The organism is Aurantibacter sp. UH7 (assembly GCF_056839165.1).
In genome coordinates this window covers 2,332,964-2,345,159 of record NZ_CM166388.1, presented here as the reverse complement: position 1 = coordinate 2,345,159, position 12,196 = coordinate 2,332,964, and the positions used below count along the sequence as shown (strand labels likewise).

The window sequence follows — 12,196 nt, the reverse complement described above, 5'->3', positions numbered from 1 at the left end:
ATCATTCAAAAAAATCAATATGTTACAGCAATTCTTCATTCGCTGCTCAGGTGCAGATTCTAAAATTTTAGAAACGTGTTCTGAAGGGGAACAAAACAAATTTGCCGGCATCGGTGCTACTGTATTTTTCACTGCAATAATGGCTTTTATAGCTAGTTCTTATGCATTATTCACTGTTTTCGATAATATCTATTATGCTATATTCTTTGGGTTAGTATGGGGCTTACTAATTTTTAACCTTGATCGCTTTATTGTATCTACAATTAAAAAGAGCAACAGTTTTAAAAGTGAATTTTTACAAGCTAGCCCAAGAATAATCCTCGCCGTTATAATTGCTATCGTTATTTCTAAACCGTTAGAAATGAAGCTCTTTGAAAAGGAAATTAACCAAGTACTTTTAGAACAGAAAAATGAAATGACCTTAGCTAACAAACAGCAATTGGCTTTACAATACACTCCTGCTATTGAAAAGTTAAATCAAGATATTGCTGCATTAAAATCGGAAATTACTTTAAAAGAAAACGAAACGAATGCACTGTACGACACCTATATTTCGGAGGCAGAAGGTAAGGCTGGCACTATGCTATTGGGTAAAGGTCCAGTATATGAAGAAAAGAGAGAGAAACATGATGCAGCGCTCGCAGATCTAAGCATCCTAAAAGAATCAAACACGAATAAAATAGCATTACTGGAATCTGAAATTACTTCATTGAATATCCAATATGCTGAGGTTGTAAAAAGTTCGCAGCCAACAATTGATGGTTTTGACGGACTTATGGCACGTGTAAATGCCCTAAATAAATTACCCTGGATACCATCATTTTTTATCTTCCTTTTATTCTTAGCTATAGAAACTTCCCCGATTATTGCGAAATTACTAGCACCGAAAGGAGAATATGATTTAAGGCTTGAAGATGAGGAAAGTACAATAGCAAGTTGGATATCACAAAAAGTAGCCCAACGTGAAAAAATACTATCCACAGACACGACTCTAAACGATAAAATATATTCTGAATTAACTGAAGAAGAAGCAGTATATGCCTATAAAAAACAAAAGACCATAGCGCTTATGCAAAAACAAGCGGATGCTTTTTATGATATTCAAATTAAAAGTTTGTAAATCAGAAAAAAATCTATTCTTCAAGAGTTTTGAGAAACTCATTGATTTTTCGAAGGCATTTTTTGAAATCTTCGTCAAGCGCCATATCACCAACATGTAATTGCTCTTCATAATATTCAGAAAAGGCAAATGCGTGATTCATTCCTAAGACGCTAAATTTAAACTTTATTTTATGCACCACTTCTGCTGCAGCTCTTGGCTCATCTTTCTTAATATGATACAGGTAATTACCTAATTGCCAAGTAAACTCTTTTTTGAGAATAGCTATGAATTTTCGTTCAAAATCGAAATCAGTTCCTCCAAGATGGATTACATAGTCCATATTAGGAAATTCTTCAATATAATTCACTGTATCCTCCATTACTATCAGCAGCTTTTAAGGTGGCTTTTTCCATTAAGAATGAGCACTTAAATCTCTTGATAACAAAAGTAAGAATATTACTACTCAATAAAATTATTTTTGTTGTGAAATAACCCATTTTGTAGGGTTAAGATGCAAACTTTGTTGTTAAGTCATTCGTGTTTAACTTATCTGTATTCTATTCAGATATTAAAACTACCTTTCTAGTCCTTCTTTTTTTGAATTAGGGCCACCCAATCTTGTGAAATTGTTGTGCTTGGAGGTACACCCATACTTTGTATAGCACCTGATTTTATTGACGTAATAGACCCATCTTGTAGAGCACCACCCATTAAAGGGTCGAACCATTTTATAGAAAAAACACCTTCTGCTTCTGTTATATTAATGGTATATTCCTCTGAGTCAGGAACATAGACAGCATATACTTCTCCAGCTTTGCTTAAACAATAGGCATCGTTTTTGTTTATCAATGTGTGTGTTGAAGTCATTTCCCAATATGGAATATAATCATTGAAAAAATTAAGTCCAAAATCGGTAATTTCCCACAACCTATCTCTACTCCGCCAATCTTCAGTATTTAAATCGTGATATTTATTTTTAGCACCAAAATACCATTCTACTCCTGCAGCACCTGACAATAAAGAACCCCACAAAACATATCGCCTTAACGAATCATGATTACCATCTAAAGAATCAGAACGAGCGCCCGTATGCCACATGCCTATCTCATCCATAGTAATCATCCAATCATGTCCAGCTTCATGCGCTTTATGCTTCCAATCTGTAATTACCTCAGCTACTTCTTCTCGCTTATCAACTTGTAATGAAAGTCCGTCTAAATCTTTAAAGCCAACAATTGAATCTAAAATATCACCTCTGGCTGGTTCGTGTGAATGCGTATGTAATAATACAGGATGATTAAAAGGATCAATTTTCTTGATATAACCAGTCATAGCCCTTCTTTGCCTATCATTCTGAGATATAGGCGTAAATTCTGCATAACCATTTTCTTCGCCCAAATTAAAATTCATCCCTAAATGATGTCCAAAACGAGCGACTAGTTCCTGTAAGTACAATTGCCGCATTGGCCCAGTATCACCACCATCGAGCATTGTTTCATTCTCGGTTTCTTGTAGTACCATATGCAATAGAATTCCCTTAGACTGCATATACTCAAAAACTATCTCCCACTGCGCTAACTTACTAACATCAAACCTGGTGAAGTCATCCGGACTTACATATGGCCAAACATCTTTGCCGTCACCATTAATGTTGTTGGTCAAAAAATACACAACATTCATATTTTTTGAAGCCAAATAATGAAGTCCTCCTATTAAACCCTTACCCTTCCCATTTTTCCATGTTGGGTCACCTGCTTTCCAATCCTTTAAATGAGGTAAATAACGGTGTAGCGTATCATTCGTTTTAGCTTCTCCATCATCACTAGAACTTTGCATACGATAGGTACCATCAAAATCTTCATATCCTAATAAATTCTCAGGACTATCAGCGCCTCCTTTTATCCAATACTTTCCAGATTCTTTAAATTTAAAATATCCGTTATCGTTTACTAGTCTTCCGTTTGCTCTAAAATCATTTCCACTTTTATCTGATGCTATTACATTAAAACTACCAGTACCATTTGTTATCGCTATTTCTTCACCAACAGCATTAGCATCAGCTATTGCAATAGCATCTTCTTTCTGTAATTGGGCAGTATAACTCCATTCACCCATCGCTTCAGGATTGAAACGAACTCGCCAAACTTTACCAGTTTCAGCACTAGATTCGGCCGCGTTACCATCTGCAGCATAAAAACCTCGAACGGTATATTCACTATCCTCATTTTTAAAATTAACCGTCAATCTATAATTCAAAAAAGGATTATCATCGGCATCTTCAGAAGTTTCTGGCCCCTCAAAATCTAACGTTACCGTATGGTATTGCTTATATTCAGCTAAGGCAACAGTCTTTTTCTCGGTATTACAGGATAATACACTTAGTAGTATAATGAGATAAAACTTTTTTAAAATATGCATGTTCTAAAAATTATTAGATTAATTACCACCAATACGAAGAAACAATGCTGAAAACAGCTTTTTTGCATCTGTTTTAAATTTAGGCATTTCTGTTACTTCAATACTATTATTTATCTCACTGATTTGATACGTAAATGCAAATTTCTCTTCATCTTTATTAAGACTCATCAAACCAAATCTTAAATCATTAAAATACAGCGCTCCCTCTTTTTCAGTTATGGTGTACCAGCCTTCTGTTATAGCGATAAGCCGTTCGATTTTGTCATTATCTTTTAACCTACCTAGTAATTCATGATTTTTTGGATAGGATGTAAACTCAATTTCTTTGGTATCGAAAAACGAATAGTCTCCGATTAAATAAGAATCGCCAGCATCAATATTAGCTGTCCACAAAATAGTGTTGAAAGGCGTAGGTCTGGTGTCGATAGCATTATATGAAATACCCTGCTCAGCAAGACTTTTCGTAAATTTCTGATATGATATTGCTTTTAAAATTAAACTTAAAACCAGATACGAACTACTGAGTATTAAACCCAAGCGATTATATTTTCTTCGTTTTTCAGAAGTTCTATTTTGAGTCATGGCTAAAATCAGACAAACCAAAAACGGAATAGTATACAAAGGGTCTATTACAAATATATTCTGAAATGCTAAACGAGTTTTAAACGGCCAAAATAATTGCGTACCCCAAGTGGTAAAGGCATCTAAAATTGGATGTGTAAACATACCCCAGAAAAATAACCAGGACCAATCTTTAAATATAGCTGTCTGCTTTTTATTTAATTTCCATACCAGCCAACCAAAAACCGGAGCAAATACAATCGAAAAAAATATCGAATGACTGAAACCTCTATGCCATTCTATTGCCGTTACTGTATCTGCAAAAAAACGTGTTATTACATCTAAATCTGGTATCGTACCAGCTACTGCTCCCCAAAGAATTGCCCTATTGCCAACTTTTTTACCAAGAACAGCTTCGCCAACTGCAGCACCAAGAACAATTTGAGTTAACGAATCCATATAATTTAATGGTGTATTATTCTACTATTTGCATCTTCTTTAATAAAAAAGAAGCATTCATATTCTGACAAATTCCTTCTTTAAATTTGTAATCGAAATGAAGTTCGTTATCAATAATTTCAGCATCGAAATAATGATTCTCAATTTGCGGAAGTACATCCACCACCTCGCACAAACTTAAATCGTGTGTAGCTATAATTCCGGTGGACTTTGATTTTACCAAACGCTCAACAAACTTTCGAGAGCCTTTCGCTTTATCTGTACTATTAGTTCCCTTTAAAATTTCATCTAAAATGATAAAGTACTTATCGGCCTGAATTTCATCAACAATATATTTCAAACGTTTTAACTCAGAGAAAAAGTAGGACTCGTCATCAGTTAACGAATCTGTAGTTCGCATACTCGTAATAAGCTTTATAGGATTATAAGAGACCTCTTTTGCAAAAACAGGTAAACCAACATTGGCCATCATTATCTGCAAAGACACTGTTCTTAAAAAGGTGCTTTTGCCAGCCATATTTGCACCAGTAATAATAAAAAACTGCTCATTATCGATATGAAAATCATTCAGCACACATTTTTTTGGATCTAAGAGTGGGTGCCCCGATTCTTTAGCATGGAGTACTATATTTTCTTTAGATAATTTTGGAAAAGTGTATTCAGGCTGATTGAAAGTGAAATTCGCCAAACTATTATAAGCATCGAAAAACGCTATAGTTTCAAACCAAACTTCAACCGAGGACCCATTCGCGGCTATCCACTTTTCTACATGAAATACATGTGTAAGCGACCGTAAAAATAAACCATTTGCGAGAACGGCATATAACATATTATTGTTCTTGTCTAAACTATTGAGTTGGTTAGAGAATTGCTTAATTACCGCTGAAGTTTTTCTACCATCACCTAAAATCTGTTTTTTCTTAGCAATTAATAAAGCTGACTTAAAATCGTAATCTTCAATCTGCAGAAGCAATTCATTATATTGACGAAAAGTACTTTGAATTCTAGATGCAAACCCAGCAAGATTCATGATTTTTTTCATAAAAGTAGCCGATATACCTAGGCCTACAAACAACCATATAATTAAGGCTGACTCAGGTAAATAATCGAAAAAATACAATAAAAATATAGCAATAGAACCAACTGAAAAAACCATTGGAAACCATTGCATCATTTTTGGAATAAATGGCTTGTAGCTATTTAACCAATCAATTATTTTCTTTGTTCCCGTTTCAGTTTTGGTTAAAGATGCAGTAGCAGAGAAATCTTGTCGCCATTCTGGCATCTTAGAGAGTTCAGCAATTGCCTCTTGCTTTTCTAAAATACCATCTATAACATTCGCTTTAAAAATATTTGAAAGTGCTTCAGCACCTTGTACTAAACCTGTTCTATTTACATATTGAAAGAAAGAACCTCTACCGAACAGGTCTATATCCTGACTAAAATAATGCAACGAATCTTTAAATTCGTCACCAGCTGTCAAATCATGAAAATCGCGATTTAAAACTTTAATTTCAGTTTCATTTATTTTTAACAGAGCTTTTGTTTTATCTCTTTTATGCTGTATGTCCGAATGTCTAGATACCAAGAAAAGAAAGGCAATTATTGTAACCAATAGTAGACCCACTATCCATTTAGTATCGCCTGAGAAAAAATAAATTGCAAACCCAGCAACACAAAATATTACTAAGCGAATCATACTTGAAGCAAACAAAAGTTGTTTAAATTTTGCTAAGGCTTCTGTATGTTTTTTAATTTGATTTTGATAAAAGGAAATTAAATCCTGCATTCGAAATTCTATATTTTAGGATAAATTTTATTAATCTAAGTTTTCCAGTTCGGAGCGTAACTTCTTCGTCATCTTAGCAACTACCAACGCATACGAATGATCAATTAATGCTAGTATTAATTGAGGAGGTAAATTTTGAAGAATAAGTGTGTTCCAATGAACTTTACTCATATGATATCCCGGAAAAATATCACCATCATATTCTTCACGAAGTTCAATAGCCCGTTCTGGGTCGCATTTTAAATTTACTTGCGGCGGGAGTCTTTGCAAACCGGTTAAAGCAAACATTTTACCCATTACCTTAAACACTAAAGTATGCTCATCGAAAGGAAGTTCTTCCGTCACCCCCTTCTTACTTATACAATATTGTCTTAATTCTTCAATGTTCATTTTAACCTTTTTCAATAGTCTTTAAATCGGACCAATGGAATCTAGTTTTTGTAATTTCACGATCACCGATATCAAAGTCATCTAAGGTCTCAAGAGCTGTACCTTTCATTCGTTCATAAAACCTTATGGCCCCTTTATTTTGCGCCAACACCCATAAATACATAGCCTGCTTCACATCTACATTCGTAATTACATGAGCTGCTTTACGAAGTAAAGCCTCACCTATTCCTTGACCAGAATACGCTGAATTTACATGTAAATTATCTATCAATGTACCGTAAGTAGTATCATTATCAAAGTAGACACAAACAAATCCTACCAAAATATCTTCATCCATTACTACAAGAACAGATTGATTTTCTGGTGGATTTTTCATTCGCTGACGCCAAACCGATAATCGCTCATCAACAACTTCAGTATCTAAAAAACTGTCGCTAAAAATACCACGATAATTCTGTTGCCAACTTAAAGCATGAAGCGCTGAAATGCTTTCAGCATCATTATAATTTGCTTTTCGATAGGATAGCATATTCTAAATACTCTTAGAATCGTATACAATCACCTTAGACCAAAGCGCACTAGATTCCTCTATAAAAACTTTATGTGGCGCCTCATCTTGATAAGCCTGCTGTGCTTCCGCAGATTCGAAAGTAACTATTAACGAATAGGTAAAGGATCCATCTACAACATCACGGCTAGCTTTTGGTGGTTTGCCGATAAAACTAGTTTTTGCATACGCTGAATTATCTAAAAACTTCTGCAGAGAAACTTCAAAGGTTTTTTGAGCTTCAGCACTATCTGGATTGTGAAACCAAAAATAAACAGTGTGTGCATAATTAGGATCAAATTCTCTCATATCATCTGTTGTTTGACTATAACCAGTAAAGGCCAATGTTAGTAATAGTAAAGTTGTTATCGTTTTCATATTATATTTTCTTATTTTTCTAAAAGCTCTTTTTGCTTATCGGTTAACTCGATAGCAGAATAATCTAGTTTCCAACCAATAGTTTCCACTATTTTTTCAATTAACAAAACGGTTTGTAAAGCTTCTTTTCTAGCCGTCTCCATCAGCCCGCTCTCCGGTATTTTTTCAAGAATGTGTTTTTTAGCTTCAGCATTCAAACTCGTTAAATCGTTAGGAGTAAACGAGTTAAAAAGACCATTTTTTATATCGTAAAAATCTAATTCGGGTTCTACGGACAAGACTTCTGGCTGCGGAAAATTTGTTAGAATAATTTTCTTCTTACCTTCATCGGCATGCATTAATATCTTTTTTAAATCATAACCAATTTGTGCTTTCGCCTTTATTACAATAAGCGCTTTCTTTTTACTTACTACCAAGCTCATAAAGTGCTCCTTGGTATTCTCATACTTATAAATTTCGGCAAAATCTCCTTCAACAGAAATCAACTTACAAACACTTTTAATCCGCTCTAACAACACTGTAGATTGGTGTGTTGTTAATTCTTTGCTTTGCTTTTTTCTAAAAAAAGAGTACACCCAATAAGTCGCAATAGCACCTAATACTAAACCCAGAAAAACCTCTAAAATACCATCCATGATTCTGCTAAATTAACTATTTCATGATGAAGTCATTTAAACTTTTTCCCCCGAAGCCTCGGCGCTAAATCCCATAGGGGTCGGGAGCACTTTTTTTTCTTAAAAACAATAAGTTTAAATCACTCCAATTCACCTAAATGGGTAAACTTAAAACCCTTGTTATATTTTAACCCATACCCAAAAATTCGATCCATAGCAATGTGCGAAAATAGAATAACCCCTATTAATTGCAGTATGGGTTCTGATAGGTAAATTCCGATGAGATAAAAAATTACAGCTATTGCTCTATGATGAAATAAATTATAGCTAATTGCCCCAACTTTAGCATTTATAAGATAACCCAACATGCCTATATCAGGAGTTAACAGCAATACTAGAAACCACCACCATTGATAATCTAATAGATTAAAAAGGTATATACCGAGCACAAAAAGCAGCAATTCTTCAAGCTTAATTAGTGTTTGCATTATTCTTCTATTTTGTACAATACAGGGCGACTGGGACTAGCATCATTTTCGAATGGTGCCATTTGAATATTTATAAAATACGTGCCATCTTTTACTTTATTCGGCACAAAAACAAACTCTGTAATCGTTGCATTTTTTCTAACCTTACCTTTTGTGTTCCAAAAAGCATGATGTGCCAATAATGCGCCACTATCTTTTTCTTTATCTACCGATGGCAAGTCAATTAACAAATGTTCAATATTTTTATCAACCAGCAATTCAGCCGCCTGCTCTAATAAATAAGCTGGGTTAGTATTCGAATATTGAACAGATTTTTTTTCTTTTAAATTCGGAAGCGTTCTTATCACAACAGCCTCCCTTTTTTTATTACCCAAGGCATATTGCAACTGTTTTCTAGAGACTACAAAATCGTCTTGGTATTTTTCAGGTGCAATAGTAACAACCTCAGCTAAAAAGAAAAAACTCTTTAATTTCTTATTTACCGATTGAAATTCTTCAGTAATATGGCCCACACACTCGGTATGCGTACCGTGCGCATGCGGATTAAACCAGATGTCATTAAAATTTGTAGCAGCACCCTCCGATACTTTACCAACAAATTTACCCTCAGTATGTGGTTCAATTGTAGCGTGATCAATATACCAGGCATTTACATCGGTACTATCACCGCTAATGGGTATAGAAATATCCAAAGGTTTCGATAAATCAATTTTGTAATTTCTACTATTGTATTTTATTGTGGCAATCATATTATTCAAATTTACTTCTATTATACCATAAACAAATCGGCAGCCAAACCATCTGCTAAAAACTTACCTTTTTTAGTGACTTTTAGAATGTCATTTTCCAAAACCAATAAGTTTTGTCTTATAGATTTTGTTGTTTGCTTAATTAAGTAAAATGAATAGTCCTCACCAAACTCTTTGGCAATTTTTTCTACAGAAACACCCCAGATTGTTCGCAATCCCGTCATAACATATTCATTATAGCGGTCGGCCGTTGTTAGAACTTCTATTTCTATAGGAAGTTTATTCGACTGAATCGACTTTATATATTTTGTATTATTCTTAATATTCCACCCTCTTTGTTTCCCATCAAAAGAATGTGCAGACGGACCGATACCGATATATTTTTTTCCTTGCCAATACGCCGTATTGTTTCTAGAAAAATAACCTTCCTTACCAAAATTGGAAATCTCATAATGCACAAAATCGTTCTCTTCTAATTCATCAACCAACATATGGAATTGGCGTTCAGCAGCCTCATCATCAACATTTGAAAGTTCGCCCTTTGCAATCATATGTGCCAATGCAGTTTTTGGTTCAACCGTTAACGCATAAGTAGAAATATGCGGTATATTATATGACAAGGCCTTTGCAATATTCTTTTTCCATTGTGCATCAGTCGCACCAGGAATTCCATATATCAAATCGATAGATATATTATCAAACAGGCGAGTCGCCAGAGATAATGACTCTTTTGCCTCAGTAGCTGAATGGGCTCGGTTCATCAATTTTAAATCTTCTTCAAAAAAAGATTGCACCCCAATACTCAGTCTGTTTACCGGACTATTTGCTAGCTCTAGTATTCGATTATGCGATAAATCATCGGGATTCGCCTCAAGCGTAATTTCAGGATTTTCAGAAACTCGATAATAATCATAAACCGAATCAATTATCGCTTTAATTTCAATGGAAGTAAGCACCGATGGAGTTCCTCCACCAAAATATATAGTCTCGACTAATTCATCCTCAAATTCTTCTTTTCTAAGTTTCAATTCTTGCCGCAATGCAGCAACCATTTCATCTCTTTTCGCCATCGAGGTTGAAAAGTGAAAGTCGCAATAAAAACACGCTTGCTTACAAAATGGTATGTGGATGTATATTCCAGCCATTTACAAGTAGAAAGTAATTAGTAAAAAGTACATTGTTGTAACGAAAAGTCTCATATTTCTTTTGAACCAAATTTTGCTGGATTACGAATCATAAAGTGAATCAATTTTGCAATCTGTATACTTTGCTCCAACAGTGTACTAAACTTTTCAGAGTCTATGTACTTACATTCTCTTGCAAATTCTAACCAGGTTTGAGTTTCTAAATTCTCACCTGCACTGTCTGTAAGTTTTGAATTAAAATGCTTTGGATAACGGCGCTTTGCATAGGATTCATCAATATTAGCAGCTATACTTCGCGACGACCTTCTAATTTGGTCAGTTAAAGAATATTTCTCTTCACTGGGAAAACATTTAGAGGCTTCAAAAATCTCCATAGCAAGAATAAATGCTTTTTGATATGCTAAAAGATCCTGATACTTCATACTTCTTACTTTTCACTTTTCACTTTTGACATTTACTTCTTACTTCTTAACCCGTGACTCGTTTTGTTTTACAAACGCATCCCAACCACTATAACTCTTACCAACCTCAACGCGACCTGAATTGTAAAAATGACAAACGGCTGCTGCGAGTCCATCGGTGCTATCGAGATTCTTAGGTAAGGATTTTAAGCCAAGCGTACTTTGTAACATTTTAGCAACTTGTTCTTTACTGGCATTTCCACTACCGGTTATAGCCATTTTTATTTTCTTAGGAAGATATTCTGTTATTGGGACTTCACGCGAGAGTCCAGCCGCCATTGCTACGCCTTGTGCACGACCCAATTTAAGCATCGATTGTACATTCTTACCAAAGAAAGGAGCTTCAATTGCAATTTCGTCGGGGTGATACGTGTCTATAAGTTCGATGGTACGTTCAAAAATAAGTTTGAGTTTTACATAAGGGTCTTTGTACTTACTCAACAGCAATTCGTTCATTTGAACAAATTCCATTTTTTTACCCACCACTTTTATGATACCAAAACCCATAATGGTTGTGCCAGGGTCAATGCCTAATATTATTCTTTCTGTTTTCAATTCTTTATTCGGCATTATTTAAAACTATTGGAATACGAAATTTAGCTTTAACAGGAATACCCCTTTTTAAAGCTGGGGCCAAAGGTGGTAATTCTTCCAGACCCTGCGTAATTAATTGATTAAATTCTGGCATTAAATCATCAATTGTTGGGTCTTTTTGAATTTTTAAAACAGAAACCTTTCCATGCTGATCTACCAAAAAATCGACTAGGACGTTTTTATTGGTATTTGCCTTTAGAACAAAACGATATTGCTTTAAGATTTTAGCACAATTGGATAATACTTCTTGTTCAAAGCAAAGGCGTTGTCCACTTTTGGTTTGCGTTTCATCACAATTTTCAAACAAAGGATAGGTATCGACTTCATTAAAGTCGATTTCAAGCAATTCTTGCTGAACGAGTTCTTGCGTTTTTTTCTCAGTAGACGTTAGCCATCCACAAGAAGACATCAAACACAAAACAAGAAAAATGAAAATCTTTCGCACTACCCAATTTTAAAAGACTGTTTGGAAATCTCTAAGGGAAAATTACGAATTTTTAA

The 12,196-nt window shown here is 34.6% G+C and carries 15 protein-coding genes; 1 reads left to right on the top strand and 14 read right to left on the bottom strand.

The window, feature by feature from the left end; genetic code table 11:
• The first annotated feature begins 19 nt into the window (after window positions 1-19).
• Window positions 20-1,120 (top strand): DUF4407 domain-containing protein, encoded by a 1,101-nt coding sequence (locus tag UH7x_RS09955; RefSeq protein WP_482359787.1) that lies wholly within the window; start codon window positions 20-22, stop codon window positions 1,118-1,120.
• Between the two features lie 13 nt (window positions 1,121-1,133).
• Here UH7x_RS09955 and UH7x_RS09950 read toward each other — a convergent pair whose 3' ends face one another.
• The 14 genes from UH7x_RS09950 to UH7x_RS09885 form a co-directional block, all read right to left on the bottom strand.
• Entirely contained in the window at window positions 1,134-1,481 is a 348-nt protein-coding gene (locus tag UH7x_RS09950) for an Hpt domain-containing protein (protein WP_482359786.1), read from the bottom strand.
• A 203-nt stretch (window positions 1,482-1,684) separates the two neighbouring features.
• The gene (locus UH7x_RS09945; RefSeq protein ID WP_482359785.1) at window positions 1,685-3,520 is read right to left on the bottom strand and encodes a DUF5060 domain-containing protein; all 1,836 of its coding nucleotides are present in this window, start codon (window positions 3,518-3,520) and stop codon (window positions 1,685-1,687) included.
• A gap of 18 nt (window positions 3,521-3,538) precedes the next feature.
• Window positions 3,539-4,540: a metal-dependent hydrolase gene (locus UH7x_RS09940; RefSeq protein ID WP_482359784.1), complete on the bottom strand. Its 1,002-nt coding sequence runs from the start codon at window positions 4,538-4,540 to the stop codon at window positions 3,539-3,541.
• A gap of 16 nt (window positions 4,541-4,556) precedes the next feature.
• Window positions 4,557-6,329, bottom strand: coding sequence for a MutS-related protein (locus tag UH7x_RS09935; RefSeq protein WP_482359783.1), 1,773 nt, complete (start codon window positions 6,327-6,329; stop codon window positions 4,557-4,559).
• A gap of 30 nt (window positions 6,330-6,359) precedes the next feature.
• Window positions 6,360-6,719, bottom strand: a complete 360-nt coding sequence (locus UH7x_RS09930) for an MmcQ/YjbR family DNA-binding protein (protein ID WP_482359782.1) — start codon at window positions 6,717-6,719, stop codon at window positions 6,360-6,362.
• Between the two features lies 1 nt (window position 6,720).
• A complete protein-coding gene (locus tag UH7x_RS09925) occupies window positions 6,721-7,248 on the bottom strand; it encodes a GNAT family N-acetyltransferase (RefSeq protein ID WP_482359781.1) in 528 nt (175 codons plus the stop codon).
• A 3-nt stretch (window positions 7,249-7,251) separates the two neighbouring features.
• The gene (locus UH7x_RS09920; protein WP_482359780.1) at window positions 7,252-7,644 is read right to left on the bottom strand and encodes a Dabb family protein; all 393 of its coding nucleotides are present in this window, start codon (window positions 7,642-7,644) and stop codon (window positions 7,252-7,254) included.
• 11 nt (window positions 7,645-7,655) lie between these two features.
• Complete coding sequence (locus UH7x_RS09915; RefSeq protein WP_482359779.1) at window positions 7,656-8,279, bottom strand: DUF4230 domain-containing protein; 624 nt, start codon at window positions 8,277-8,279, stop codon at window positions 7,656-7,658.
• Window positions 8,280-8,398: 119 nt separating this feature from the next.
• A complete protein-coding gene (locus tag UH7x_RS09910) occupies window positions 8,399-8,746 on the bottom strand; it encodes a DUF4260 domain-containing protein (protein ID WP_482359778.1) in 348 nt (115 codons plus the stop codon).
• Window positions 8,746-9,495, bottom strand: a complete 750-nt coding sequence (locus UH7x_RS09905; protein WP_482359777.1) for a cyclase family protein — start codon at window positions 9,493-9,495, stop codon at window positions 8,746-8,748. The genes UH7x_RS09910 and UH7x_RS09905 overlap by 1 nt, the downstream gene beginning before the upstream one ends.
• Before the next feature lie 20 nt (window positions 9,496-9,515).
• Entirely contained in the window at window positions 9,516-10,640 is a 1,125-nt protein-coding gene (gene hemW, locus UH7x_RS09900; protein ID WP_482359776.1) for a radical SAM family heme chaperone HemW, read from the bottom strand.
• A 50-nt stretch (window positions 10,641-10,690) separates the two neighbouring features.
• Window positions 10,691-11,062, bottom strand: coding sequence for a four helix bundle protein (locus tag UH7x_RS09895; RefSeq protein WP_482359775.1), 372 nt, complete (start codon window positions 11,060-11,062; stop codon window positions 10,691-10,693).
• A gap of 39 nt (window positions 11,063-11,101) precedes the next feature.
• Window positions 11,102-11,656: a crossover junction endodeoxyribonuclease RuvC gene (gene ruvC / locus UH7x_RS09890; RefSeq protein WP_482363597.1), complete on the bottom strand. Its 555-nt coding sequence runs from the start codon at window positions 11,654-11,656 to the stop codon at window positions 11,102-11,104.
• A 4-nt stretch (window positions 11,657-11,660) separates the two neighbouring features.
• On the bottom strand, window positions 11,661-12,140 hold the full coding sequence (locus UH7x_RS09885; RefSeq protein ID WP_482359774.1) for a hypothetical protein: 480 nt from the start codon (window positions 12,138-12,140) through the stop codon (window positions 11,661-11,663).
• Window positions 12,141-12,196 lie beyond the last annotated feature (56 nt).